Raw genomic sequence first — 25,318 nt, 5'->3', positions numbered from 1 at the left:
AGGTCTTCAACACAGTCTGTGTCGTTTCAAAACAGTGCCGCGTCGTTTCAACAGAGAACCCGGATCCTTATGAATCGCGCTTGTTCTGTTCGGCCTGCGTCTTCCCAGCCTGCTCACGTTCAGCCTGTGCACGCTCAGCTTCGAGGCGTTCCGCTTCGCGAGCATGCCAGCGGTCGATCGCTTCTTGGCCGGTGTAGAACTCTTCGACGGCTTCCATACGTTCGGCTACGAGCTTCTTCCGGATGCCGATGCTGCGCACCGCTCCCCATACGAACAGTTGGACCACAACCACCAGCAGGATCACACCGGCGATCTTGTTGCCAACGATCACAGCCCACACTCCGGCGGCCGCACTAGCGAGCGCTAGCACGGGGAACAGCATGTAGCCGAGCAAGAAGTGTAGCTCGGGGCGTGGAGTGCCCAGCACGAGGTCTTCGCCGTCCGCCGGCCCTTCCGGCTTGGTGTTCTTCTCCGGTGTCGTGTTCATGTCAGCCTTTTCGTTGGTACACATCCACGCGGTAGCGTAGCTGTTGCTTTTCGCTGTCGATCCAGCCTTCACCCTCCGGACTCGACACAACGCGTTCCCACCCGACGCTGAGCTCGGGGGCCAGTGTGTCGCCTTCGACCTGGGTGTCAACGGTCGTGACCACCGCGAGGTTCGCCATCGGCTCCAACGCCTCGTAGATCGCGCCGCCACCAAGAATCCAGACCTGTTCGCTGCCTTCGCTGTTGTAAGCGATGTCGAGCGCTTCAGCGATTGAATCCACCGCATGTCCACCGGCGGCAGCGACCTGATGGCGGGTTTCCGCCTGGCTCGTTAGCACGATGTTGGTGCGGTTAGAGAACGGACGGAACGCGGCCGGGATGGAATCCCAGGTTTTGCGCCCCATAATCACGGGGTGGCCTTCGGTCACGTGCTTGAAGAACGCGAGGTCCTCGGGCAGCCGCCACGGAATGTCACCGTCAACACCGATCACACGTTCGGCCGACTGCGCCCAGATCATCCCGATCTGGCGTGCCGATTCGTGCGGTATGAAGTCGTCAGCGAAGTGTTGATGCATGGAACTGTTGGTTCACAATCCTTGGAATCTGTCAGCTGGCTAGATCACACCGCGATTGGTGCCGCGATGCCCGGATGGTGTTGATAGTTCTCGACGATGAAGTCTTCGAATTCGTAGTCGAAAATGGACTCCGGCTTCCGCGCGAAACGCAGCGTCGGGTACTCGTATGGTTCCCGTTCAAGCTGGGTTTTGACCTGCTCGATGTGGTTGTCATAAATGTGCACGTCGCCACCCGTCCATACGAACTCGCCGGGCTCCAAGCCAAGCTGCTGAGCCATCATGTGCACGAGCAGCGAGTAGGAAGCGATGTTGAACGGTACGCCGAGGAACGTGTCAGCTGAACGCTGGTAGAGCTGGCACGAAAGCTTGCCGTTAGCGATGTAGAACTGGAAGAACGCGTGGCATGGAGGCAGCGCCATGTTCTTGATCTCGGCGACGTTCCACGCGGAAACGATGTGGCGCCGCGAATCAGGGTTCTCGCGCAGCTGCTGCATGAGCTCCGCGATCTGGTCGATATGCCCGCCGTCGGGAGTTGGCCACGAACGCCATTGGACACCATAGACCGGGCCGAGCTCGCCGTCTTCATCAGCCCACTCATTCCAGATGCTCACACCACGTTCCTGGAGCCAGCGCACATTGGAATCACCGCGCAGGAACCACAAGAGTTCCAGTGCAACTGACTTGAAATGGACGCGCTTGGTCGTGATGAGCGGCAGCGTTCCGCCGCTGAGGTCATAGCGGATCTGCCGGCCGAAAACCGAGATGGTGCCGGTTCCGGTGCGGTCAGATTTCGGCGTCCCGTTCTCCAGGACGTCCTTGAGCATGTCTTCATATGGCGTGGGGACGGTCATGAGACTCGATTCTATGCAGGAGGTCGTGAGGGAAAGCGAAGCTGTGGATAACGATGCTGTGCAGGGCTTGCTGTGGACACGCGCCTACTGCGCGCGCAGCACGCCGTACTGCGGATGCGTCTCGAGATAGTCCACAGTGTAGGTGCACACCGGGTTGACCTTGAGACCCAACGCCCACATGCGTTCAAACGCGATCGTAGTCAGGGCACGCGCGTACCCGCGGCGCGAAAACTCTTCCTTGATGATCGTGTGGACGAAGCTCAGAACGTCGCCGTCTTGTTCGTACTGGATGAACCCAATGAAGTCATCGCCATCAAAAAGACTGAAACGAGACTGGACCTCGTCCTGCTCAACACGAAGCGTGTGCTGCTGAATCAATGGAGGCTGCGGCATAGGGGTTCCTTTCAACACGAGCACATGCTACTCAACGAGCGCGCGCTACAGGTGCACTACCTCCGAGCCTACCAAGCACAAGCCCAGCGTAAGCGCTCTGCACAAACACAGCGCAAGAGCTCCGTCGATCAGTCTTCGAAAGGCCGATGAACCTCAACCGCAACCGTACGCCAGCGCCGCTTAGCATCCAGCGCCCGATGCAGAATGATCGCCTCACCAGGGGCAAGATACGGGTTCTCTTTAGGCAAGAACTCCCGCAAATCCTTAGGCGTCACGGTCTGCAAAGCCTTCAATAGAGTCGGCATCACGGGGCGGTGTGAACACACCAGCGTAGGCTTCGGATTGTTGAACTGCTTCAACAGGATTCGCTGCGCCTTATCCGGATCGCGGTCAGCCGCATGCTCCGTCAACGCGGTCTGCTTCTTGATGCTCAACCCAGCGCCGGCAGCGTAAGGATGAACCGTTTGAAGGCAACGGGTCCATCGGCTCGAAACCAACCGCTCAGGCTTCCAAGCCCTCAACATGCGAGCCAATGACCGAGCCTGAACGAAACCAGTGGTCGCCAGGGTTCGGTCACCCTCGGAACGCGTCCACCCGTTACGCGGCTTAGCCTTCGCATGCCGTACCAAGAGGAACGGCGTAGTCCGCAAGTGGTCCTGCTCGTGGGCCTCAACCAGGGCCTTGATCGGAAGCTGATCTGCTTCATTCGTGAGCTTCTTCAGAGCCTTCGCCGGCGAATACCAGCGGGCGATATCGACCTCTTTACCATCGGGATTAACCCGCCCCGCTTTGTCCACGTGAGCGGCCCAATAGTAAACAACCTTGGACTTCTTGCCCACGAAATAATGCGTGCACGGCAACGGGATCCCCAAAGTCACCTTGAGGTTAGCTTCCTCTTTAGCTTCACGAACCGCGCTTTCAGCGATCGTCTCGCCGGCGTCGACCTTGCCTTTAGGGAGCGACCAGTCCTTGTGCTTAGGACGATGGATCAACAGAACCTGCAACCCATCGGAAGGGTCGATGCGCCACGGCACAACACCAGCGGCGACGATCTCCGGCTTATCTTGGGCGATTTCGCCGATCGGTTCAGTCGAGCGAACGGGAAAAGAAATCGAGTTTGGCATTATGCGTTCGGTGTTCCTCGGCGTGAGCGGGTCTTCAACAAGTATTCCTGAATGTCCATCAGGCGGTTACCCTCGGCATCCTTGTGCACGCGGGTCCATGTGCCGTCTTGTTCCTGATGCCACGAGGATGTCTCATCGGACAGGTAGCGATCCATGAGCTCGATCAGGCCGCGTTTGTCTTCCTCGTTCTTGATCGGAACCAGCGCCTCAACGCGGCGATCCAGGTTGCGGTGCATCATGTCCGCCGAACCGATATAGACCACAGGGTCTCCATCGTTATAGAACGCGAACACACGAGAGTGCTCCAAGAACCGGCCCAGAATCGAACGAACACGAATGTTCTCCGACAAACCAGGGACGTCGGCGCGCAACGAACAGATGCCACGGACAATCACATCGACCTGGACGCCGGCTTGCGAAGCGCGGTAGAGCGCGTCGATGATCGTTTCATCAACCATCGAGTTGACCTTGATGGTCACGCGGGCTTCCTTGCCGGCCTTCTTGTTCTCGATTTCCTGCTCGATCCGCTCAAGCAGTCCCGAGCGCAGCGAACGCGGCGCAACCAAGAGGCGGTCAAACGTCGTACGCGGGGCGTATCCGGAAAGCTGATTGAACAGCCGCGTGACGTCCTCACCAACAGCTGGATCGCACGTCAACAGGCCGAGGTCCTCGTAGAACCGTGCCGTGGACGGGTGGTAGTTACCCGTACCGATGTGGCAGTAGCGCACCAGCTGGTTTCCTTCGCGCCGCACCACGAGCGAAAGCTTCGAGTGCGTCTTCAGGCCCACGATGCCGTAGACAACGTGCACGCCTGCCTGCTCAAGCTTGCGGGCCCACGAAATGTTGGCCTGCTCATCGAAGCGGGCCTTGATTTCGACCATCGCAAGCACCTGCTTGCCAGCCTCCGCGGCATCGATCAGCGCATCAACGATAGGGGAGTCGCCAGAGGTCCGGTAGAGGGTCTGCTTGATCGCGACAACCTTCGGGTCAGCCGCCGCTTGCGAAAGGAACGCCTGAACCGAGGTCGCGAAGGAATCGTACGGGTGGTGCAGCAGGATGTCGCGTTTCTTGACTGCCTCAACCACGTTCGCTTCCATCGCGGTTTCAGCTTCGTTCAGGAAGCGGGACGTGCGGCCGATTGCCCGTGGATACCGCAGATCAGGGCGCTGAACCTGGGACAGCGCGCCAAGGCCGCGCAGATCCAGAGGGGTCGGCAGAGCGAAAACCTCGGAGTCATCAACACCAAGCTCACGCACGAGCAGCGTTCGGACTTCTTCCGACATTTCTTCGTCGATTTCGAGGCGAACCGGAGGACCAAAGCGCCGACGCAAAAGTTCCTTCTCGAGGGCCTGCAGAATGTTCTCCGCATCGTCCTCTTCAACCTCGAGGTCCTCGTTGCGGGTCACACGGAACGTGTAGTACTCCATGATTTCCATGCCGGGGAAGAGCATGTCGAGCTGCGTCGCGATGATCTCTTCAAGCGGCACGAAGCGTACCTTTTCCGCTGGATCGTGCGACGGCGGGTCAACGCGGACCAAGCGCGGCAACACATCCGGAACCTTGACGCGGGCAAACAAGTGCTTTCCGGTCTGCGGGTTCTGCACCAGAACCGCGAGGTTGAGCGACAAGCCGGAGATATATGGGAACGGGTGCGCGGGGTCCACCGCGAGCGGGGTCAGGACAGGGAAGACCTGTTCGGTGAACCAGTTCCGCAGACGGTCATGCTCTGAATCGGTGAGTTCGTTCCAGCGCACGATCGTGATCTTCTCTTTCGCAAGTTCAGGGCGAACCTGTTCGGTGAAGACGCGTGCGTGACGTTGCTGAAGCTCGTGTGCTCGCTCAAGGATGGTCGCGAGCTGGTCCTGTGGGCTCAAGCCGGTCATCGAGGGGACGGCCATACCGGCTGCGATGCGGCGCTTGAGGCCCGCTACTCGCACCATGAAGAACTCGTCGAGGTTGGAGCCGAAGATCGAAAGGAAGTTGGTGCGTTCAAGCAAGAAGAGGTCCGGGTCTTCGGCCAACTCGAGGACGCGCAGGTTGAAATCAAGCCATGACATTTCCCGGTCGAGGAACCGGTCGAGCCCAAAATCACCGTCTGGAGTGTTGTGGACAGATACCTCAGGGGCTTCGATCCGGTCAGCAGTCGGTTTGACGCGCTTCGGCTTCGTCGCAGGTACGGTTCCGGCGTGATTCTCCACGCAATCCTCCTTATGATGTCCGGATTCCTAAATCCGAGCATGGCACGGGCTTCGTGTCGTAGCCTTCCCTGCCCAGACACGGATGTGCTCAGCAGGTGGAATCAACATCAGGATACCGCCCAAACGCTCTTGATTTCCTCTAACAAGGCGATCAAGAACAGCGTGTGAACAATGAGCGGCCAAAGCCTGACGTCACGCGGGTTTCTAGGCGTCCTTCGCGTACATCACGTCAACGTCCCAGCGTTCAAAGCCGAGGCTGTCATATAGCGCGACTGCCGGGGCATTGTCGGCATCCACATAGAGCATGATGGTTTGATGCCCCTCGTCCTTGAGGTGATTCAAGCCGGCCAGGGTCAGAGCCTTACCAAGGCCGCGGCCCTGAGCGTCCGGGGAGACACCCACGACGTAGACCTCGCCGATTGCCGCATGTTCGGTCCCACGCTCGTCCGTGTGCGCCGGGTGCACCTTGGTCCAGTGGAAGCCCAACAGCTCGCCGGTTCCGTCATCGAAGGCCAGCAGGAAACCGGCAGGGTCAAACCAGTCTTCAGCAATCCGCTCATCCAGATCCGAGCGCGTGAGCTTGCCCTGCTCCGGGTGCGAAGCGAACGCCGCGGCGTTCACTTCTAGCCACGCATCGGCGTCCTTGCTCGGATCGAAAGCCCGGATGCTGACCCCATCAACAGAGGGGGTTGCCGGCAAAGCCTGCGGATCGCACAGACGCATGCTCCACAGCTCCCTCACCCTTTCCAGGCCCGCACGCGAGGCCAACGTGTGTGCTGCATCGTGATCCCCGTGAGCCCACGCATTGACTGCGCGGCCCTCAAGCTGGGCCGCCAGGATGTCCGTGAGGTCCTTGCCCATGCCGAAACCGCGGTTGTCAGGGTGGACCGCCATTTCGATCGTTGCAGGCTGCCCATCGGCGCCGGTCACGATCGCGGCTGCCGTCACACCCTCGCTGGGCTCCTCACCGTCAGCCGACTGATCCGTCGAGACGATGACACCCCACACGTTCTCGCCGCGACGTAACTCGATACGGGTCTGCTCATTGAACGGCTCATGCCCATCTGCGTCCTCGGCGGCGCGAGCCACCTCGATGATGCCGTCCAAAACCGCATCGGACGGCCGGCCATCGAAACGGCTGAGCGTCCACATCGTGTCAGTTTCTGTTTGCGATCCGGCGTCGGCTTGCGTGTCAGCGTCAGCCTGCATATCAGCGTCAGTTTTCGGGCTGGAGGATTCATGCGTGCTCATAGCTTTTACGCTAACCGAGTTGTATCGCGTTGAACATGCTTGTTCATGTCCAGCGAAGCGCAATTTCGACATACAGGGTGCCCAGTCTGCGATGGCCCTGCGTTATGCGGCATGATGGAAGGGTGCGTTATCCGTTGCTGTTGATTCTGTCCGGGCTGGCGTGGGCCGTGGTGACGGCCCCTGTTTTGCTGAGCTCTGGGACAGGCTCGAGGCAGACGCAACTGGATGCGCATGCAGGTTTGTTGACGACCGCGATGGCCTTGCTGGCAGTGTGTGTCTTATGGCCTCGCCGCCAGCACGCGGTGGGCGGCTCTACGGTGCGCATCGTGATGTTTGCGACGATGGTGGTTTCGCTTGGCCTGATGCTGTTGCTCCCGGAGGAGCATGGGCTGGCGTGGTGGCCGATGGGTGCTGCTGTCGGTGTGCTGTTGAGCTTTGTGCTTCAGCTGTTTTCCGTTGAGGAATCACGGGATAAGGTAGCGGTTCTAGCGGAGAGCATTGGCGCATCGATGGTGGTGGCGATGGGCTCTGGCTGGTTTGTGTGGGTTCAGGAAGTCCGTTTTGATTCGGATTCGTTGTCGACCGCTTTGTGGGTTGCCACGGTTCTAGAGGTTGTCGGCATGGTTTTGGGTGCGTGGTTGGTTTCGTGGAGCCGGCCGAAGGCGTTGGGGCGGACCCCGATGTGGCGGTTCGCTGTCGCTGGTGCGTGCGGCGTGGTGGCGATGGGTATGCCGGCGGCGCTGGTAACGCGGTATTTGATTTATTAGATCGTCACACTGCTGGCTGGTTTCTGGCCTGGTGTGGGAAGAGGGATAGACTAGAGGCATGAACGATTACTTGGCTTATGAGATTTTCTTCTACGGCGCGATCGGCGTTGCGGGCTTGGGTATGTTGAGCTTCGCTATCGGTACGGTCCGTTACCTGTTCCGGGGTCAGAAGTAATTTATGGCGATTGAACTTCCCGTCGATCTGACGCCGGAGCTTGTCCCGCTGTCGTGGCTTTTGGGCCGCTGGGAGGGCTACGGAATGCTGGGTGAGGGTGCCGCTGATGATCAGCGGTTCTTCCAGCGTGTCACTTTTGAGCAGGTGGGTCTGCCGGTCGTTGAGTACCGTGCTGAGACGTGGCTTGCTGATGATGAGGGCCAGATTTTGCGCCCGATCGCCGTGGAGACTGGCTTCTGGCAGCTCGAGCGTGAGCTCACGGATTCGGATGGTGGCCCTGGCTTGACACCGGGTGATGTGGTTCCTGCGTTGCGTAACGCTGAGGACGTCGAGAAGTTGCGTACTGAACGCGACGGCAAGGACGGCTTTGCGCTCAACGTGACGATCGCTCATCCGGGTGGCATCACGGAGCAGTACTCGGGTCATATCGCTGGCCCCCAGGTGTTCTTGGAGACCTCGGGCGTGCAGCGTAGCAAGCACGCACATCCGTATGACCGCGCTACACGGATTTATGGCCTGGTCAACGAGATGCTGTTCTGGCGTTGGGATATCGCTGGTGAAGCTGGTGAGGAGCTTGCGCCGCATGGCTCAGCTCAGTTGAAGCGTGTGGTTTCGGGTGGTCGTCGCCGCGCTGCTGACGCTGGTGGCGCTGATAACGGTGCCGCTTCCGCAGGTGAGACCGAGCCCGGCAGCGACAGCCCGGCGGGCTCCGATGGCCCAGATGGCTCTGACAACGCAGCTGAGTAGTCTGTTGTAGAGGCAAAACTTGTTTGACGTTCCGGCGTCGGCGGGGTGTGAACCTTGCCGGGGCCGGTTCGTTGTTTATGAGGGTGTGTGAGGTCTTAAGGAGGCCCCGATGTTGGATCCGCAACCTGTTGATCTTTCGACGATTGAGCCGACCCCGGACTCTGTGTTTTTGGGGGTTGACGGTGCGGTGCGTGCCCCTGGTGTCGACGCCGGGGTTGCGTTGCATTATGGCTCGCCTTTGCGTGAAGGCCGGGACGTTGATGAGGGCCGAGCGATCGTGGATTTGTCCTCGTGGGGTGTTGCTCGTGTGAGTGGCCCGGACCGTCTGACGTGGCTGAATTCCTTGGCGTCGCAGAGACTCGATAACTTGGCGTCAGCTCCAGCTGGCGCACAGAACACTGCTGCGCGGGCGTTGTTTTTGAATCTTCAGGGCCGCATCGATTTCGATGTGCGTGTGGTCGATGACGGCGAGGCCACGTGGCTGGTCACGGAGCCTGGCTACGTGGGCAGCTTGGTCGAGTGGTTGTCCAAGATGCGGTTCATGAGCCAGGTCGAGGTGACCGATGTGACGGCTGACTGGGCCGTGGTGGGTGCTCGCTTCGCGTTGCGTGAGAAGCTTGCCGGAGTGGCGTCGGCGCTCGTGGCAGACACTGACGCCTGGGGTCCGGTTGTGCGTGATCCGTGGCCGGATGTCTGTGAGGGCGGTTGGCCGTATGGTCCGGTAGGGGATGAGCATCCTGGTTCTGAAGGTGACTGGTTCTTCTCGCTCGTTAAGCGCTCCCGGATGCCTGAACTGCTCAGCGCGGTGCAGGAAGCCGGGCTGCGCATCGGCGGTTTGATGGCGTATGAGCAGGTCCGCATCGCCGCATGGAATCCGAGTGTACGGACAGAGGTGGACCATAAGACGATCCCGCACGAGCTCGACCTGCTGCGTTCCGCCACGCACCTGAACAAGGGCTGCTATAAGGGGCAAGAGACGGTGGCTCGTGTGCATAACCTCGGGCACCCACCGCGCCGGCTCGTGTTCTTGGATCTGGATGGTTCGGAGCACACGTTGCCTGCCGCTGGCGCTGAGGTTAAGGCGGGGGAACGCACTGTGGGTACGGTCACGAGCGCGGTGCTGCATCACGATGCTGGACCGGTCGCGTTGGCTGTGATCCGCCGGAATGTGGGCGTCGATACGGAGCTCACCGTTGTGGATGGTGAACAGGAATACCAAGCGTTGCAGACCGTTATTGTCCCGCCTACTGCCGGCAATGTGGTGGGCCGCCCGAAGGATCTGGGGCGGCTCGGCCCAGGAATGGGTAAGGATCTGCGCGGCTAGGGTCCCGTGGATGGGCGTGGGCGCGTTAGTCTTAGTGTGATTGCCCACATCGACCCGGGAGGCTTCCGTGAAGGCTCTGTATAAGTCTGGCCCGCACGCTGGTTTCGAGTACACCGACCGCCCTGTTCCTGAGCCGGGCGCGCACGATGTCTTGATCCGTGTTCACATGGCGGGGATCTGCGGTACTGACCTGCACATCGAGGCTTATGACCAGGCCGCGCAAGACATGATTGCGCCGCCGATGATCCCGGGCCACGAGTTTTATGGCGAAGTCGTCAAGACGGGTGATTACGTCAAGGACATCAAGGTGGGCGACCGCGTTTCGGGCGAGGGCCACGTGGTGTGCGGTATGTGCCGTAACTGCCGTGCGGGACGGCGTCAGATGTGCATCAGGACGCAGTCGGTGGGTGTCCAACGTGATGGCGCGTTTGCCGAGTATGTGGTGATCCCGGAGTCGAATGTGTGGGTTCACACGGATGATTTCGTGACGCCGGAGCTCGGCGCGATCTTCGATCCGCTGGGCAACGCGACGCATACCGCGCTTCTGAACAACCTGGTGGGTGAGGATGTTCTGATCACGGGCGCGGGCCCGATTGGCCTGATGTCGGCCGCGATCGCGCGTCACGCCGGTGCCCGCAAGATTGTGGTCACGGACCTGAACGAGGAACGCCTCAAGCTTGTCGAGGGCATGGGCGCGGATGCCGGTGTGCTTGCCGGTAAAGAGAAGATCTCCGATGTTCAGCGCCGCTTGGGCATGAACGAGGGCTTCGATGTGGGCCTCGAGATTTCCGGCGCTCAGCCTGCGCTGTCCGAGATGATTGAGAACATGAACCATGGCGGCCGCATCGCTTTGTTGGGTCTGCCGAACGGTTCGTGGAATGTTGATGGCGGCCGGATTGTGACGCGCATGCTCACGTTGCAGGGTGTGTATGGCCGTGAGATGTATGAGACCTGGTACGCGATGACCGCGATGCTGCAGACCGATGAGCTCTTCCGGGAGCGGATCACCTCGGTGATTTCCGATGTGGTTCCGGCTTCCGAATGGCGTCAGGCTTTCGATATTGCCCGTTCTGGTCAGCGCGGCAAGGTTTTGTTGGACTGGCGTAACGTCTAGGCCGGGATACCGTCTAGGCAGAGATAACGTTTGGGGAAGGGAAGAGAACTCGTGACGAATGCACGTGAGGCGATGCTTGCGGATCTGCAGGCTGAGCTGGATGAGATTGAGGCTTCGGGCCTGACGAAGCGGGAACGGACCATCACGACCCCGCAGTCGGCTCACATCACCGCAAGCGCGAATGGTGAAGCGCGTGAGGTTCTGAACTTCTGCGCCAACAATTACTTGGGTCTTGCTGACGACGAGCGCATCATCGATTCCGCGCGGAACGCTTTGACGGAGCGCGGCTTCGGTATGGCTTCGGTGCGTTTCATTTGCGGTACCCAGGACCAGCATCTGGAGCTGGAACGTAAGCTCGCTGACTGGTTGGGCACGGATGACGCGATTCTGTTTTCGTCTTGCTTTGACGCGAACGGTGCGGTGTTTGCGCCGCTGTTCGGCGCTCAGGACGCGATCATTTCGGATGCGCTCAACCACGCTTCGCTGATCGATGGGATCCGGCTTTCTAAGGCGGCCCGCTACCGTTACGCGAACCGCGACATGGCGGATCTGCGTGAGCAGCTTGAGGCGACCAAGGCGATGAATGGTGGCGCTGGCGCTCGCCGCATCGTGATTGTGACTGACGGCGTGTTCTCGATGGACGGCTACTTGGCGCCGTTGCGCGAGATCTGTGATCTTGCCGACGAGTACGGCGCGTTGGTCATGGTCGATGACTCTCACGCGGTGGGCTTCATGGGCGAGACGGGTGCCGGTACTCCGGAGCACGCAGGTGTCGCTGACCGTGTGGACATCTACACCGGTACGTTCGGTAAGGCTCTGGGCGGCGCGTCGGGCGGCTATGTCGCGGCCCGCCAGCAGATCGTGGATATTCTGCGTCAGCAGGGACGCCCGTACTTGTTCTCGAACTCGCTCGCCCCATCGATTGTGGCTGCGACGATCACGGCCCTGGACCTGGTTTCCGGCGCCGTTGATTTGCGTGAGAAGCTCTTCGAGAACGCCGCGCACTTCCGCCGTCGTATGGATGAGGAAGGCTTTGAGCTGCTTGAGGGTGAGCACGCGATTATCGCGGTGATGTTCCACGATGCAGCGCTCGCCGCGAAGATCGCCGACGAGATGCTCAACCACGGCGTGTACGTCACGGCGTTCAGCTTCCCGGTGGTTCCGCGTGGTGAGGCGCGCATTCGTGTTCAGCTTTCGGCGGCGCACTCGCCTGAGGACATCGAAGCGTGCGTGGATGCGTTTGTTGCGGCCCGTAAGGCGGTTGAAGCCTAGAGCGTTTAAGGCGTGAAAATGGTGTTGGCGTGAGCTTCGTTGATCGAATGCTCACGCCGACACCATTTAAGGGGTCTAGCCTGCGAGTACCCTACGCCTGGGGGGCACCCAATTAGTTCCGCAGCTTGTCGCTGCCCCAGGTCATGAATTTTTCAAGCAACAGCGGGTCGTCTTCCCGCGGTGGGATCGCTGCGGTGCTGCCACGTCGTGTTGCTTTTTCAGCGGCTTCATCGCTGGCGCCCCACGGGATGATGACCCAGGCGATGAGATACGCCGGGAGCGAGATGATCGGCAGGATCAGCGCGATCAGTGTGATGAGCCGAACCATGCCGACGTCCCAGCCAGTCTTGTAGGCGATGCCGCCGCACACGCCTCCCACGAGCCGGCGTGGGCCGCGTCGTAGCGGCATTGCCCGGAGCCATTTATAGATCGTGTCCATGCCTTGCACCTCTGTGTCCGTTGTTGACTCGGTGTTGCTGGTTGCGCAGTGTTGGTTGAAGAACTAGTTCCTGTTGATGAATTCGCGGACGCGGCGGAGGCCTTCTGCGAGGTCGTCGTCGCCGAGCGCGTACGAGAGGCGGAGGAAGCCCGATGGCCCGAACGCTTCACCTGGGACGAGCGCTACACCGGTTTCCTGGAGGATCAGCTCGGCGAGCTGGCTCGAGGTGGTTGGGGTTTCGCCGGCGTAGGTCTTGCCGAGGGCTTCGCGTACATCGACGTACGCGTAGAACGCGCCCTTCGGGGTAGGGCAGTGGAAGCCGTTGATCTGGTTGAGGCCATCGACCATCGCCTTACGCCGGCGGTCGAAGCTTTCACGCATCGTGTGGACTTCGTCGAGCGGGCCGGCGACCGCGGCAATCGCCGCGCGCTGAGAGACGTTGGCGACGTTACCGGTCGAGTGGGACTGGAACGTCGAGACGACCTTGACGAAGTCGGTAGGGCCGATGAGCCAGCCCACTCGCCAGCCGGTCATCGAGTATGTCTTAGCGACGCCGTTGAGGATCACGACCTTCTCAAGGCCTTCGGTGACTGCCGCGATGGAGGTGAACTCGGCTTCGTCGTAGACGAGGTGTTCGTAGATTTCGTCGGTGATGACCCAGATGTCGTTCTCGCGTGCCCATTCGCCGATCGCCTTGGTCTCTTCCTGGGTGTAGACGGCGCCGGTCGGGTTGGAAGGGGACACGAAGATGATTGCCTGGGTCGAGTCGGTGCGTGCGGCTTCGAGCTGTTCGACCGTCACCTTGTAATCGGCTTCAGGGCCAGCGAAGACCTCGACGGGAACGCCACCAGCGAGCTTGACGGCTTCCGGGTACGTGGTCCAATAAGGCGCCGGGATGATGACCTCGTCGCCTGGGTTCAGCAGGGCTTGGAACGTGTTGAACACGGCCTGTTTACCGCCGTTGGTGACCACGATGTTGGCTGGGTCGACCTCGATTCCGGAATCCCGGAGGGTCTTTGCCGCGATGGCTTCGCGCAGTTCGATGAGCCCGTTGGTTGCCGTGTAGCGGTGGTTCTTGGGGTCGCGTGCGGCTTCGACCGCCGCATCGACGATGTAATCCGGGGTCGGGAAGTCAGGCTCGCCGGCACCGAATCCGATGACGTCCTTGCCTTGTGCCTTCATGTCCTTGGCGCGGTTGGTTACGGCGAGGGTCGCCGATGGTGCGATGGCGGAAAGCCGGGCAGAGAGACGAGCAGGCATGAACAGTCCTTCGATGTTGCGGGGTAGCGCTTTCGACCCCGCAGATAGGGATATATAGGGACACTTCCATCCTATCGATGCGGATGGGAAAATGAGTTATGGACTTAGAAAAGACGTCTCAGTTTTACGGCTACAAGAATCGTGGGGTTCGACAACGCCGCAAGCGGCTACTTTCCGCATGCGCTCTCGTTTTCGCGCTCACAGCGGTAGCTGCGTGTTCGAACGACCCAGATCCTTCGGATCCATCACCTTCCGGATCTTCACAGCCGTCCGCCAGCAAGACAATGGAGCCTTCTGACATGCCTTCATCTTCGTCTAAAAGCCAACAGCCTGCTCCGTCTTCGAACGAACGACCTTCGCCTCACGGGCCAAGCGTTAACCCGTCACTACGGACTCCAGGCCCGCCGCCGGTAGGCCGCGGTAAGGTGACCGGCCTCATCGTGCATGTTAAGAAGGGCGCGGATCGCGAGACGGTGGATCGTCAGGTCGCCGAGGTCCTCGAAGGATACGGAACAAAGGCTGAGCCTGGGGTCACGATGTTCGACGGTTCATTCGTGTACAGCTTGGAACCCGGGTTTAAAGAGACACAGCTGGACGAAGTGAGCGAGGAGCTAGCGAAGCTGCCGGACGTCACGTCGGCTGAGCCAGATTCGCAGGTACGTCTCCAATAGAGACGAATCCAACAGAGGCGATGGCGTGTGCTGCCGCATGATCGGCTAGCTAATCATCGACTAGCTAACAACAGTGTGGCCGGTCTGGACTCTCCAGACCGGCCACACTGTTGTTATTGCCTCACCGTCCCTGAATCAGGGTGGCGAGACTATTTGGTGTTGAGCTGTACGTCGTCGAGGTTGAAGATCGTCGAATAGTAGTTACCTTCGTTCCCGAGGAAACGTACCGTCACGGTCTTGCCTGCGAACTTGGACAGATCAACCTTGTGCTGCTGATAGCCGCGGCCCTTCTCGAGGTTCGAGTGTCTCTTGAGGGTCGTCCAGCGGCTACCGTCCCACACGAGCACAGCGAACTTGTCGCGCGCATACGGGAACGGTTCATCCGAGCGAACCTTGAGCCAGTAGCTCAAGACCGCGTTCGAACCCTTAGGGATGGTTACCGTCTGGTCCAGGTTGTAGGTCGACGGGTAGGCCCAACCGTTGAACGAAGCCGAGGCGTTACCCGAACGGGCGTGGTTGCGGTCGCGCATCAGGGTGTCGCGAGCGTTGGTTCGCCACGAAGTAAGGCCATTCTCGAAGCCGCCGTTCACAATGAGCTGCTTCTCAGGAGCAGGGCTCGGGTCAGGTGTCGGTTCCGGGGTTGGCTCCGGGGTTGGCTCCGGGGTTGGCTCTGGCGTTGGTTCTGGGGTTGGCTTCGGCGTTGGCTTCGGCGTTGGTTCCGGGTTTGGCTGAGGTGCTGGAGCCTGTTTGCCGGCGGCAGCGCGTACGGCACGTCCCGCATCGACCAGGCCCACGCCGCATCCGCGTGCACAGTAGCCACCGTTGACGGCCCGTGAGGTGTCCTTGAGTGTCTTCTCAACCTGCGCCGCACTCATGTTCGGGTTGACCGACTTCATGAGGGCAACGATGCCTGCAACGTGTGGCGTTGCCATCGAGGTGCCCTGGTACTCTGCGTAGCTTGCTCCAGCTGGATAGGTGCGGCCCGCGTTCACGGTAGAGAGGATGCCGCCACCGCGCGTACGGGTGTCACCGCCTGGCGCCGAGATGTCCACGACATCACCGAAGTTCGAGTAGTACGACGGCGTACCGTTGGCGTTGGTGGCACCAACAGTCACAACACCCTGGCAGTTAGCCGGCTGAACGCCCGCGGCGTTTGAGCTTTCGTTACCGGCAGCGACCACAACGGTGGTCCCGCGGCTGTTAGCGAAGTTGATAGCGCGCTGGTAGACAGGCTGGCAGTAGCCGCCACCACCCAGGGACATGTTGATGACGTCAGCTGGGTTCTGGTTGCGAGGCACGCCGGGGATATCTGCGCCGGCCGCCCATGCGAGACCATCTGCGATGTCGGACAAGCGGCCACCGCACTTACCAAGCACGCGGACAGGGACGATCTTCGCTTGAGGTGCTACACCAACCACACCCCGGGAATCTGCGACTGCAGCGATCGTGCCCGCGACATGGGTACCGTGCCACGAAGAACCGGAGCCAGGGGAACCAGGGCCGCATTCACCCGGTCCGCTAAAGTCACCGCTGTCGAGCGGATCGTTGTCGCGTCCGTTGCCGTCGCTGGACGACCAAGCGTCTGAGATGAAGTCGTAGCCAGGAAGCACGTTGGCATCCAGATCTGGGTGTCGCGTGATACCGGTGTCCAGAACAGCGACGACCGCGCCCCTACCTTGCGTGTACTGCCAAGCATCCTGTGCCTTGATGCCCCAGTTGCCGTTGAGGCCCCACAGGTTCTGCCAGTACTGATCGCGCGGGTTAAGGCCCGTCGGGTACATGCGGAGGTCCGGCTCTACGGACTCAACAGCAGGGTCGGCGGCCAGCTTCTTCATGAAGTCGTCGGCCTGTTTGCCCTTGAGGCGCTTCTTGCCGAGGTCGAACACGTGTGAACCGATTGCGGTCTTACGCAACTCTTTAGCCTTCAGACCGTAAGCCTTACCGGCCTTCTGCCAGGCCTTCGCGCGCGTCGTGGCTTTGTTGGCGCCGCGTTCCGACTTCTTGTAGGTCACGATGAAGCGGTCGTAGCCGTCGGCGTTGAGCTTTTCGACCATTTCTTGCTTAGCCTGAAGCTGCTTCTGAGCTTCACGTGCTTCTTTATGGGACTGTTTGTCCGTTTTCTTCGTCAGAAAGCTCTGCGCCTGGGCAGAGGCTTCGTTCTTAGGAACTGCAGGATTTGCTTGCGCCATCGCAGGTGGGATAGCCAGAGCGAGGGAAGCAACGCCGGCGCCGAGGGCGCCGATCAAGCGAGCGCGTGGTGCGCTACGGGCTCGAGCCCGATGTGGGTGCGGAGTAGATGGAGTCACTATGATCGTCTTTCCGTGCTCAGGGAGCGATGTGAGACCGCTCACGGTGAGACAACGGTAGGCATTATCAAAGCCTTTGCGAAAGTACCATTTCACATTTCTTGTCCGGCCCTCAGGAACCTCATGTGAACCACATAGGAATGGGAGGCTCGCGTGTAGCAACATGTGCGGACAGAAAAGCATTGTGGCCGGTCTGGAAAATCCAGACCGGCCACAATGTTCTAGGTTGCCTTAGCGTCCCTGAATCGGGGCGGGGAGGCTATTTGACGTTCAGCTCCACGTCGTCGAGGTTGAAGATCGTGGAGTAGTAGCTGTCTTCCTCACCGAGGAAGCGTACGGTGATCTTCTTGCCTGCGAACTGGGAGAGGTCAACCTGCTGCTGCTGGTAGCCGCGATCCTTTTCGACGTTGGAATGAGTCTTGAGGACGGTCCAGTTCGTGCCATCGGAGACAAGAACCTTGAACGTGTCGCGTGCATACGGGAATGGTTCGTCCGAGCGGACCTTGAGCCAGTAGCTCAGAGTTGCGGTGGCGTTTGCAGGGACGGTCACCGTCTGATCCAGGCTGTAGGTGGAACGGTAGCCCCAGCCGTTGAAGGAAGCCGAGCTGTTACCCGAGTGGGCGTGCGAGCCGTCCTTCATGACGAGGTCGCGAACGTTCGTGGTCCACGGGATGAGGCCGCCTTCGAAGCCGCCGTTCACGATGAGCTGCTTCTCAGGGCCAGGCGTTGGCTCTGGCTCTGGCGTAGGCTCTGGCTCCGGAGTTGGCTCTGGCTCTGGAGTTGGTTCTGGTTCAGGCGATGGCTCTGGCTCCGGAGTTGGTTCTGGAGTTGGCTCAGGCGCCGGAGTGTCGTCACCCGCTGCAGCCTTGACTGCGCGGCCAGCATCGACGAGGCCCTGACCACATGGCTGCGAGCAGCCGCCGTTGACAGGCTTCGAGGTGTCCTTGAGTGCCTGCTCGACCTGAGCTGGAGACATCTCAGGGTTGGCCGACTTCATGAGGGCAACGATGCCTGCAACGTGTGGGGTTGCCATCGAGGTGCCCTGGTACTCCGCGTAGCTTGGGCCAACTGGGCTCTTGTCGCCGCTGTTCACGGTCGAGAGGATGCCCCCACCCTTCGTACGGGTGTCGCCACCTGGCGCGGAGATGTCCACAACATCACCGTAGTTCGTGTAGTGCGAAGGCTTACCGTTCTTATCGGTTGCGCCCACGGTTACAACACCCTGGCAGTTTGCTGGCTGGGAAGCACCAGCGTTCGAGCTTTCGTTACCGGCTGCGACCACAACAGTCGTGCCGCGGCTGGTAGCGAGGCTAATGGCTTCCTGGTATGCGGCCTGGCACATGCCTCGACCGCCCAGGGACATGTTGATGACGTCTGCAGGGTTCTCGTTGCGAGGTACACCCTGGACCTCGGCACCGGCAGCCCAAGCGACACCGTCTGCAATGTCAGACAAGCGGCCACCGCACTTACCGAGCACGCGGACCGGAACAATCTTTGCTTCCGGCGCAACACCTACGACGCCCTGGGAGTCCGCTACCGCGGCGATCGTGCCCGCGACGTGCGATCCGTGCCACGAAGAACCGGAGCCAGATCCGAAGCCGCATTCGCCGGCGTCGTTCCAGTCGCCGCTGTCGGTCGCATCGTTATCGCGGCCGTCGCCATCGTTGGAAGACTTCGGATCAGAAATGAAGTCGTAGCCTGGAAGGACGTTGGCATCCAGGTCAGGGTGCTTGGTGATGCCGGTGTCCACAACCGCAACAACCGACCCCTTACCCTGCGTGTGCTTCCATGCTTCTTGCGCGTTCACACCGTAGGAACCGTTGAGGCCCCACAGGTTCTGCCAGTACTCGTCCTGCGGGTTCAGGTCTGTTGCGTACAGGCGAATGTCTGGCTCGACCGATTCAACTGCAGGATCGGCAGCAAGCTTCTTCATGAACTCATCGGCCTGCTTGCCCTTCAAGTTCTTGCCCAGGTCGATCACGTGCGAACCGGTAGCCGTCTTGCGAAGCTCCTTAGCGTTGAGGCCGTATGACTTACCGGCCTTCTGCCAGGCTTGGGCCCGCGTCGTCGCCTTGCTTGCGGCACGTTCCGACTTCTTGTAGGTCACGATGAAGCGGTCATAGCCGTCGGCGTTGAGCTTCTCGATCATGTCTTGCTTAGCTTGAAGCTGCTTCTTGGCCTCAAGCGCTTCCTTATGAGACTGCTTATCAGCATTCTTTTTCACGAAGCTCTGCGCCTGAGCAGAGACGTCGCTCTTGACTACGGCAGGCGCAGCTTGCGCCATCGCAGGCGGGATAGCCAGAGCGAGGGAAGCGACGCCGGCGCCGATAGCGCCGATCAAGCGAGCGCGAGGTGCGCTCCGATCGTGGACCCGAGGATCGCGGGCCCGATGCGGGTACTGAGTAGATGGAGTCATCATTATCGTCTTTCCGTGTTCGGGGAGCGATGTGAGATCGCTCACGGTGTTTTCACGGTAGGCATCGTCAAAGTGCTTGCGAAACCCCTCGTTTACTTTTCTTATGAGATCCTCAGTTGCTCCTTGATGCGTTCATGGAGCATGCATGGCGGGCGCATAGATAGCTGTCCGTTGAGTGTGATGCTGATATGCCGATCCCAAATAAGACCGCTTGCGTGCCCGAGGGGAGCTGCGGCGAACGGACCGGTTCGACTTCTTCTACCTCTTCCGTGTAGACTGGACACTCGGTGTTCACCACCTGCGGCATCGTGCGCCTCAATTCGGGTTCATTTCAGGCCCTGAAGTGGGTTGCTACGCGATAAAGTAGAGTGAACATTTGGTCAATGTTCATAAGTCGAGCTTTCTTGGCAAATGAATCCAGCCATAAAGGGCAGTGGCGCAATTGGTAGCGCAACGGTCTCCAAAACCGTAGGTTGCAGGTTCGAGTCCTGTCTGCCCTGCGTTTGGGTGAAAGCCCAGCGGTAGCAGCGTGGACCCCGCACCCCTCGACCGGGGCCGCGGGGCCATGTTGTTTCAGTAAAGGATCTGAGCGCTAGGCAGGGCCTGAGCAGAAGTCAGGAACTGAGTAGTGCAGATCGGAAGGTGAACCAGTGACGGAAACCCCGGCGCAGCGCAAAAAGCGTGGCTTCTTTGGTGCGATTTCTCTGTTCTTTGCACAGGTGATCCAGGAACTGCGGAAAGTTGTTTCGCCAACCCGCAAGGAACTGGTGAACTACTGGTTTGTTGTCCTCATGTTCGTGGTCATTGTCATGGTCATGGTGGGTCTGCTGGACTTCGTGTTCGGCAAGATCGCCGTCTGGTCGTTTACACGATAGCCACGCTCGAATAACCACGCGCGGAAGCGTGCGTGGCTAGCTATAGCGCCCCAAGCAGAAAGTAGGAACGAGTGTCCGAGCAGGAACTGGAAGCTAACGAGTCGGAACCGCGTACCGAGGTTGACTCGAACGTTGACGCCGCCGTCGACGCTGCCCAGGATGCGGACAACAACGCGGTAGCAGAAAGCGATGAGCTTGAAGAACTGCGCCGCAAGTTCCGTTCCAAGCTGCGTCGCCAGCCTGGTCAGTGGTACGTGATTCACTCGTACGCTGGCTACGAGAACCGCGTGAAGCTCAACCTGGAAACCCGTATTCAGACGCTGAATATGGAGGACTTCATCTACGAAATCCAGGTTCCAATGGAAGAAGCTGTGGTCGTCAAGAACACGGTTTCCAAGAAGGTGCGCCGCGTTCGCATCCCTGGCTACGTCCTGGTCCGCATGGAACTTACTGATGAATCGTGGGGCACGGTTCGCCACACCCCTGGCGTCACCGGCTTTGTTGGCAACGCCTACGACCCTATGCCGTTGAGCCTCGACGAGGTGTACTCGATGCTCGAGCACACGATCGAGGTTGAAGCAGAAGCCGAAGAGACCGGCAAGGAAGCAAAGGTTCCTGTCACCGAGGTCAAGGCAGACTTCGAGGTCGGCGAGGCCGTCATCGTCAACGACGGTCCGTTCGAGTCGCTTCCGGCAACCATTTCTGAGGTCAAGCTCGAAACTCGCCAGCTCGTGGTTTTGGTTTCGATCTTCGAACGTGAAACCCCAGTCACGTTGCAGTTCAACCAGGTAACCAAGGTCAACTAGATCCTTACCGCATAAGTTTTCGTCGCCCCGGCTCGCTTGGCTGGAGTCGACGATTCGGCCGCCGCGCCACGGCGGCCACCGGCCCTCGTACGCTCCTGTGCGAGGGTGAAGTTTGAGAGAGAAGGACCATACATGGCTCCGAAGAAAAAGGTCACTGGCCTGATCAAACTCCAGATTCAGGCAGGTCAGGCAAACCCGGCACCACCAATCGGTCCGGCGCTTGCACAGCACCGCGTCAACATCATGGAGTTCTGCAAGGCTTACAACGCTGAGACCGAGTCTCAGCGCGGTAACGTCATCCCGGTAGAGATCACGGTTTTCGAAGATGGCTCGTTCACCTTCATCACCAAGACTCCACCAGCTTCCCAGCTCATCAAGAAGGCTGCTGGCGTAGCTAAGGGTTCCGGCGTTCCACACACCGACAAGGTGGGTAAGCTCACCAAGGATCAGGTCAAGGAAATCGCTGAATACAAGATGAAGGACCTCAACGCTAACGACGTTGAAGCTGCGTCCAAGATCATCGCTGGCACCGCTCGCTCGATGGGTATCGAGGTCGAGAAGTAATTGTGCTTCTCGCCGCACACAAGCGAAAGTGCGGCGCAAGGCTGAACTACACCGCGAAAGCTGTGGGTTGAGCCCGAAACAGATAAAAGCATCATGCCCCGCCTAGGGGAGTGGGAAGGGTCGAGCGCGGCCCGAGTACCACAACTGCACAAGGAGAAAAGACGCAGATGGCAAAGCGCAGCAAAGCATATTTGGAAGCAGCCGCCAAGATTGAGGACGGCAAGCTGTACCAGCCGAACGAGGCTCTGGCTCTGATCAAGGAGACCACGAGCGCTTCGAAGGGCAACGCAACTGTTGAGGCTGTTTTCCGCCTCTCGGTCGACCCACGTAAGGCTGACCAGATGGTTCGCGGTACCGTGAACCTCCCACACGGCACCGGTAAGACCGCTCGCGTTGTGGTCTTCGCAGCTGGCCCGAACGCTGACGCAGCTCGTGAAGCTGGCGCAGACTTCGTTGGCTCGGATGACCTCATGGAGAAGATCCAGGGTGGCTGGACCGACTTCGACGCAGCCGTAGCTACCCCAGACATGATGGGTAAGGTTGGCCGCCTCGGTAAGATCCTCGGTCCACGTAACCTCATGCCGAACCCTAAGACCGGCACCGTGACCATGGACGTCGCGAAGGCTGTTGGCGACATCAAGGGCGGTAAGATCGACTTCCGCGTTGATAAGCACTCCAACCTCCACTTCATCGTTGGTAAGGCTTCCTTCGACCAGAACGCTCTGGAAGAGAACTTCAAGGCCGCTGTTGAGGAAATCAACCGCCTGAAGCCATCCGCTTCCAAGGGCCGTTACATCAAGAAGGCAACCCTCGCTACGACGTTCGGCCCTGGAGTTCCACTGGACCCAGCATCCGTTACCGTTCGCGGCTAATCGCTGCCACGAACAGCTCAATAGCGTTGTCCCCGGTCATGTTGATGGCCGGGGACAACGCTTTAATGACGCTCACGATGCGGTGCGCGAGTGGAGTGTGAAACCGCACTCGGTCTCTCGATTGGTGAATCTGAACAGTATGCGTTAGACTGATCGCTGTACCAAAGACCGTTGGTTATGGGCGTTCGCGCTCATCGAAGGTTCCCGCACTTGCAGGGCAGCCCACGTAGGGACAGATTCTTCACAAACCGAGGCGTTCACGCCGTCGATGTTTCCTGTGTAGCCCTGTGCCTATGTGCCAGGGCTATTTTGCTTAACGGGGCAGCCAACCTGGAGAAACCATCCTAGAACCCCGGAAGGAGTGTCATGGCTAAGAACGTCAAGGAGATCGCCGTAAAGGAGATCACCAAGGACTTTGAAGAGTCCCCGGCTGCAGTCCTGACCGAATACCGTGGGCTCACCGTGGAACAGCTCAAGGAGCTTCGCCGCTCCATGGGCCCAGACACCAAGTACGCAGTTGTCAAGAACACCTTGACTGAAATCGCTGCTAAGAACGCTGGTGTTGACGCATTCGAGGGCTTGCTGAACGGCCCAACTGCTATCGCGTTCATCCGCGGTGACGCAGTTGCTGCTGCTAAGAGCCTGACCGATTTCGCCAAGGACCACGAGAAGCTCATCATCAAGGGCGGCTACTACGAGGGCCAGAAGATGGACGCTGAGCAGATCAAGGATCTTGCTGCTCTCGAGTCCGTCGAGCACCAGCTGGCTCGCGTTGCTGGTGTCCTCAAGGCACCTGCGTCCGCCGCCGCACGCATCATCGATGCGCTGCGTCTCAAGCGCGAAGAGGCCGGCGAAACCGCCGAAGCCCCAGCTGCAGAGTAGTCACCGGCCGCGGTTGATGCCGTGGCGCGGGACATCTGAGCCCCACAGTTTCAAATACACAAGCTTTACGCGGAGCACAGCTTCCGCATTGACGAAAGGACGCCACTATGGCGAAGCTCACCAACGAAGAGCTCCTTGACGCGTTCAAGGAAATGACCATCTTCGAACTCTCCGAGTTCGTTAAGCAGTTCGAGGAGACCTTCGAGGTCACCGCTGCTGCTGTTGCTGCAGCTCCTGCTGCTGGCGGTGCCGCAGGCGGCGCTGAAGAGCAGACCGAATTCGACGTCATCCTCGAAGCCGCTGGCGACAAGAAGATCGGCGTTATTAAGGAAGTTCGCGGCCTGACCTCCCTCGGCCTGAAGGAAGCTAAAGAGCTCGTTGACGGCGCTCCTAAGGCTGTTCTCGAGGGTGTCTCCAAGGAAGACGCTGAGAAGGCTAAGGAAGCTCTCGAGGGCGCTGGCGCAACCGTCACCCTCAAGTAATTTCCTTTCGCTTGAAGCGGTGTGAACGTACGCCGTTGAGAGTGGATAGAGTTTGGCCCGTGTCACCGAATGGTGGCACGGGCCAAACTTTTTTAACTGCGTTGCTTCCGCTGACGGGATGGTTAGCGGTGGAGCAAGAGAGCGTCGCCCTGGCCGCCGCCACCACACAGCGCGACGGCCGCGGTGCCTCCGCCGCGTTCCTCGAGCTGGTAGCACGCTGTCACAACTAGGCGGGCGCCGCTCGCGCCGAGCGGATGACCTAGTGCGATAGCGCCACCCCAGGCGTTCGCGGTATCAGGGGCCAGGCCCAGTTCTTTATGGGACTGAACCGAGACTGACGCGAAGGCTTCGTTGATCTCAATGACGTCGAGTTCGCTAGATTCCATGCCGGAACGCTCAAGTGCTTCCACGATCGCACGTGCTGGTTGCGCGTGAAGCGAGTTGTCCGGGCCGGCTACTTGGCCAGCGGAGCCGATCGTCACGAGGATGTTTGCCCCGTGTTCTTCAGCCCAAGCGCGCGAGACAACGACCACGGCAGCTGCGCCATCGGATAGGGGAGAGGAGTTGCCTGCGGTGATCGTGCCTTCCTTCGAGAAAGCAGGTTTGAGTGCGGCTAGCGTGTCTGCGGTTGTGTCTTCGCGGACGCCCTCGTCCGCGGTGACAGCATGCTGTCGCCCGCGGCGGTCTGTCCACTCAACGCTTGCGATCTCGCGCTGCAGGTTGTCGCGCGCAGAGACCGCCCTTTGATGTGAGGCCGCGGCGCACGCATCTTGCTCCTCCCTCGAAATACCTAGCGCATCGTTGCCTGCGTCAGTCAACGAACCCATCGAAATCTGATCAGCCGCATCCGTGAGGCCATCGTGCGCCAGAGAGTCCATAGCAGTGATATCCCCGTATTTCCACCCACCGCGGGAGCCTGGCAACAGATGAGGTGCGTTCGTCATCGACTCCATGCCGCCCGCAACAACGACATCGGCTTCACCCAAGCGGACTAGCCGGGCCGCGTGAACCACGGCAGAAAGACCGGATAAACACACCTTGTTGATGGTCTCCGCGTGGGCAGACGCAGGCAGGCCCGGAACCCGAAGCGCAGCCTGGCGGGCAGGATTCTGGCCACAACCTGCCTGAACCGCTTGACCCATCACCACGGCTTCAACGTTCTGAGCGTCAAGACCGGCTCGCTCGAGCGCGGCTTTGATCGCATGGCCGCCCAAAGCCGCCGCCGAAAAATCCTTCAAACCACCCAAAAGACGAGCGAAAGGCGTGCGCGCGGCACCAATAATCACCGCATCGCGCCCATTCAAAGCAGTCATGCCCTGCCAGCCGTTAGGGCGTTGAGCGCTCGACATAAAAACCTCCATCACACGTCAATGACATACAGAACACTGTGACCAGCATCTCACGTGCGAGCGCGAATACCACGCAGGCGAGAACAAAAAGCCATTCGACACGCTTGACAAAATTCGCT

General features: G+C 59.8%; 24 protein-coding genes and 1 tRNA gene. 13 read left to right on the top strand and 12 right to left on the bottom strand.

Annotation, left to right across the window (positions count from 1 at the left end; translation table 11 throughout):
• Nucleotides 1-67: 67 nt before the first annotated feature.
• From JOD50_RS10580 to mshD, 7 genes are all read right to left on the bottom strand, one after another.
• Nucleotides 68-487, bottom strand: a complete 420-nt coding sequence (locus JOD50_RS10580) for an NF038396 family protein (RefSeq protein WP_204881653.1) — start codon at nt 485-487, stop codon at nt 68-70.
• Between the two features lies 1 nt (nt 488).
• Nucleotides 489-1,061: a dihydrofolate reductase gene (locus JOD50_RS01985; protein ID WP_204880210.1), complete on the bottom strand. Its 573-nt coding sequence runs from the start codon at nt 1,059-1,061 to the stop codon at nt 489-491.
• Nucleotides 1,062-1,105: 44 nt separating this feature from the next.
• The gene (locus JOD50_RS01980) at nt 1,106-1,912 is read right to left on the bottom strand and encodes a thymidylate synthase (protein WP_204880209.1); all 807 of its coding nucleotides are present in this window, start codon (nt 1,910-1,912) and stop codon (nt 1,106-1,108) included.
• 84 nt (nt 1,913-1,996) lie between these two features.
• A complete protein-coding gene (locus tag JOD50_RS01975; protein WP_204880208.1) occupies nt 1,997-2,305 on the bottom strand; it encodes a GNAT family N-acetyltransferase in 309 nt (102 codons plus the stop codon).
• Nucleotides 2,306-2,433: 128 nt separating this feature from the next.
• Nucleotides 2,434-3,429, bottom strand: coding sequence for an NUDIX hydrolase (locus JOD50_RS01970; RefSeq protein ID WP_204880207.1), 996 nt, complete (start codon nt 3,427-3,429; stop codon nt 2,434-2,436).
• On the bottom strand, nt 3,429-5,627 hold the full coding sequence (locus tag JOD50_RS01965; RefSeq protein ID WP_204880206.1) for an RNA degradosome polyphosphate kinase: 2,199 nt from the start codon (nt 5,625-5,627) through the stop codon (nt 3,429-3,431). The genes JOD50_RS01970 and JOD50_RS01965 overlap by 1 nt, the downstream gene beginning before the upstream one ends.
• Nucleotides 5,628-5,831: 204 nt before the next feature.
• Nucleotides 5,832-6,779, bottom strand: coding sequence for a mycothiol synthase (gene mshD / locus JOD50_RS01960; RefSeq protein WP_420825537.1), 948 nt, complete (start codon nt 6,777-6,779; stop codon nt 5,832-5,834).
• Nucleotides 6,780-7,000: 221 nt separating this feature from the next.
• On the opposite strand from mshD, the gene JOD50_RS01955 reads away from it, so the two are divergent.
• The 5 genes from JOD50_RS01955 to JOD50_RS01935 all read left to right on the top strand — a co-directional run bounded on the left by JOD50_RS01955 (nt 7,001) and on the right by JOD50_RS01935 (nt 12,277).
• A complete protein-coding gene (locus tag JOD50_RS01955; protein ID WP_101630426.1) occupies nt 7,001-7,645 on the top strand; it encodes a hypothetical protein in 645 nt (214 codons plus the stop codon).
• Nucleotides 7,646-7,823: 178 nt separating this feature from the next.
• The gene (locus JOD50_RS01950; RefSeq protein WP_204880204.1) at nt 7,824-8,567 is read left to right on the top strand and encodes a nitrobindin family protein; all 744 of its coding nucleotides are present in this window, start codon (nt 7,824-7,826) and stop codon (nt 8,565-8,567) included.
• A gap of 109 nt (nt 8,568-8,676) precedes the next feature.
• Complete coding sequence (gene ygfZ / locus JOD50_RS01945; RefSeq protein ID WP_204880203.1) at nt 8,677-9,891, top strand: CAF17-like 4Fe-4S cluster assembly/insertion protein YgfZ; 1,215 nt, start codon at nt 8,677-8,679, stop codon at nt 9,889-9,891.
• A 67-nt stretch (nt 9,892-9,958) separates the two neighbouring features.
• Nucleotides 9,959-11,005, top strand: coding sequence for an L-threonine 3-dehydrogenase (gene tdh / locus JOD50_RS01940; protein WP_204880202.1), 1,047 nt, complete (start codon nt 9,959-9,961; stop codon nt 11,003-11,005).
• A 72-nt stretch (nt 11,006-11,077) separates the two neighbouring features.
• A complete protein-coding gene (locus tag JOD50_RS01935; protein WP_204881486.1) occupies nt 11,078-12,277 on the top strand; it encodes a glycine C-acetyltransferase in 1,200 nt (399 codons plus the stop codon).
• A gap of 112 nt (nt 12,278-12,389) precedes the next feature.
• On the opposite strand, the gene JOD50_RS01930 is transcribed toward JOD50_RS01935, so the two are convergent.
• Both JOD50_RS01930 and JOD50_RS01925 read right to left on the bottom strand, forming a co-directional pair.
• Nucleotides 12,390-12,716, bottom strand: coding sequence for a PspC domain-containing protein (locus JOD50_RS01930; RefSeq protein ID WP_204880201.1), 327 nt, complete (start codon nt 12,714-12,716; stop codon nt 12,390-12,392).
• Nucleotides 12,717-12,779: 63 nt separating this feature from the next.
• The gene (locus JOD50_RS01925) at nt 12,780-13,976 is read right to left on the bottom strand and encodes a pyridoxal phosphate-dependent aminotransferase (RefSeq protein WP_204880200.1); all 1,197 of its coding nucleotides are present in this window, start codon (nt 13,974-13,976) and stop codon (nt 12,780-12,782) included.
• A gap of 299 nt (nt 13,977-14,275) precedes the next feature.
• Between JOD50_RS01925 and JOD50_RS01920 the strand changes: the two genes are divergently transcribed.
• A complete protein-coding gene (locus JOD50_RS01920; RefSeq protein ID WP_204880199.1) occupies nt 14,276-14,647 on the top strand; it encodes a hypothetical protein in 372 nt (123 codons plus the stop codon).
• A 149-nt stretch (nt 14,648-14,796) separates the two neighbouring features.
• Here JOD50_RS01920 and JOD50_RS01915 read toward each other — a convergent pair whose 3' ends face one another.
• On the bottom strand, nt 14,797-16,953 hold the full coding sequence (locus JOD50_RS01915; protein WP_204880198.1) for a S8 family serine peptidase: 2,157 nt from the start codon (nt 16,951-16,953) through the stop codon (nt 14,797-14,799).
• Nucleotides 16,954-17,212: 259 nt separating this feature from the next.
• Complete coding sequence (locus tag JOD50_RS01910; RefSeq protein WP_204880197.1) at nt 17,213-19,372, bottom strand: S8 family serine peptidase; 2,160 nt, start codon at nt 19,370-19,372, stop codon at nt 17,213-17,215.
• 424 nt (nt 19,373-19,796) lie between these two features.
• Between JOD50_RS01910 and JOD50_RS01905 the strand changes: the two genes are divergently transcribed.
• From JOD50_RS01905 to rplL, 7 genes are all read left to right on the top strand, one after another.
• Nucleotides 19,797-19,869 (top strand) — tRNA-Trp (locus tag JOD50_RS01905).
• Between the two features lie 150 nt (nt 19,870-20,019).
• On the top strand, nt 20,020-20,244 hold the full coding sequence (gene secE, locus JOD50_RS01900) for a preprotein translocase subunit SecE (protein ID WP_204880196.1): 225 nt from the start codon (nt 20,020-20,022) through the stop codon (nt 20,242-20,244).
• Between the two features lie 71 nt (nt 20,245-20,315).
• Nucleotides 20,316-21,050, top strand: a complete 735-nt coding sequence (nusG, locus tag JOD50_RS01895; protein ID WP_204880195.1) for a transcription termination/antitermination protein NusG — start codon at nt 20,316-20,318, stop codon at nt 21,048-21,050.
• 132 nt (nt 21,051-21,182) lie between these two features.
• Nucleotides 21,183-21,614 (top strand): 50S ribosomal protein L11, encoded by a 432-nt coding sequence (gene rplK, locus JOD50_RS01890; protein ID WP_101630437.1) that lies wholly within the window; start codon nt 21,183-21,185, stop codon nt 21,612-21,614.
• A gap of 167 nt (nt 21,615-21,781) precedes the next feature.
• Entirely contained in the window at nt 21,782-22,486 is a 705-nt protein-coding gene (rplA, locus tag JOD50_RS01885) for a 50S ribosomal protein L1 (RefSeq protein WP_109303197.1), read from the top strand.
• 366 nt (nt 22,487-22,852) lie between these two features.
• Complete coding sequence (gene rplJ / locus JOD50_RS01880) at nt 22,853-23,368, top strand: 50S ribosomal protein L10 (protein WP_204880194.1); 516 nt, start codon at nt 22,853-22,855, stop codon at nt 23,366-23,368.
• Between the two features lie 107 nt (nt 23,369-23,475).
• A complete protein-coding gene (gene rplL, locus JOD50_RS01875; RefSeq protein ID WP_204880193.1) occupies nt 23,476-23,850 on the top strand; it encodes a 50S ribosomal protein L7/L12 in 375 nt (124 codons plus the stop codon).
• 122 nt (nt 23,851-23,972) lie between these two features.
• Here the strand turns inward: rplL and JOD50_RS01870 are convergent, their stop codons facing one another.
• Nucleotides 23,973-25,199: an acetyl-CoA C-acyltransferase gene (locus JOD50_RS01870; protein WP_239541494.1), complete on the bottom strand. Its 1,227-nt coding sequence runs from the start codon at nt 25,197-25,199 to the stop codon at nt 23,973-23,975.
• Nucleotides 25,200-25,318 lie beyond the last annotated feature (119 nt).

This window comes from Pseudoglutamicibacter cumminsii (assembly GCF_016907775.1).
Lineage (GTDB): Bacteria > Actinomycetota > Actinomycetes > Actinomycetales > Micrococcaceae > Pseudoglutamicibacter > Pseudoglutamicibacter cumminsii.
The sequence above is the reverse complement of the archived record's forward strand: the minus strand, read 5'-3'. Positions and strand labels throughout refer to the sequence as shown.

Bases quoted from the DNA above. Each gene is read 5' to 3' on its own strand.
- rplK (WP_101630437.1), top strand. From the start codon at position 21,183: ATGGCTCCGAAGAAAAAGGTCACTGGCCTGATCAAACTCCAGATTCAG.
- rplL (WP_204880193.1), top strand. From the start codon at position 23,476: ATGGCGAAGCTCACCAACGAAGAGCTCCTTGACGCGTTCAAGGAAATG.
- JOD50_RS01935 (WP_204881486.1), top strand. From the start codon at position 11,078: ATGCTTGCGGATCTGCAGGCTGAGCTGGATGAGATTGAGGCTTCGGGC.
- JOD50_RS01950 (WP_204880204.1), top strand. From the start codon at position 7,824: ATGGCGATTGAACTTCCCGTCGATCTGACGCCGGAGCTTGTCCCGCTG.
- JOD50_RS01920 (WP_204880199.1), top strand. From the start codon at position 14,276: ATGCCTTCATCTTCGTCTAAAAGCCAACAGCCTGCTCCGTCTTCGAAC.
- JOD50_RS01910 (WP_204880197.1), bottom strand. From the start codon at position 19,372: ATGATGACTCCATCTACTCAGTACCCGCATCGGGCCCGCGATCCTCGG.
- JOD50_RS01985 (WP_204880210.1), bottom strand. From the start codon at position 1,061: ATGCATCAACACTTCGCTGACGACTTCATACCGCACGAATCGGCACGC.
- rplJ (WP_204880194.1), top strand. From the start codon at position 22,853: ATGGCTAAGAACGTCAAGGAGATCGCCGTAAAGGAGATCACCAAGGAC.
- JOD50_RS01970 (WP_204880207.1), bottom strand. From the start codon at position 3,429: ATGCCAAACTCGATTTCTTTTCCCGTTCGCTCGACTGAACCGATCGGC.
- JOD50_RS01930 (WP_204880201.1), bottom strand. From the start codon at position 12,716: ATGGACACGATCTATAAATGGCTCCGGGCAATGCCGCTACGACGCGGC.
- JOD50_RS10580 (WP_204881653.1), bottom strand. From the start codon at position 487: ATGAACACGACACCGGAGAAGAACACCAAGCCGGAAGGGCCGGCGGAC.
- JOD50_RS01980 (WP_204880209.1), bottom strand. From the start codon at position 1,912: ATGACCGTCCCCACGCCATATGAAGACATGCTCAAGGACGTCCTGGAG.
- mshD (WP_420825537.1), bottom strand. From the start codon at position 6,779: ATGTGGACGCTCAGCCGTTTCGATGGCCGGCCGTCCGATGCGGTTTTG.
- JOD50_RS01925 (WP_204880200.1), bottom strand. From the start codon at position 13,976: ATGCCTGCTCGTCTCTCTGCCCGGCTTTCCGCCATCGCACCATCGGCG.
- ygfZ (WP_204880203.1), top strand. From the start codon at position 8,677: ATGTTGGATCCGCAACCTGTTGATCTTTCGACGATTGAGCCGACCCCG.
- rplA (WP_109303197.1), top strand. From the start codon at position 21,782: ATGGCAAAGCGCAGCAAAGCATATTTGGAAGCAGCCGCCAAGATTGAG.
- JOD50_RS01870 (WP_239541494.1), bottom strand. From the start codon at position 25,199: ATGTCGAGCGCTCAACGCCCTAACGGCTGGCAGGGCATGACTGCTTTG.
- JOD50_RS01975 (WP_204880208.1), bottom strand. From the start codon at position 2,305: ATGCCGCAGCCTCCATTGATTCAGCAGCACACGCTTCGTGTTGAGCAG.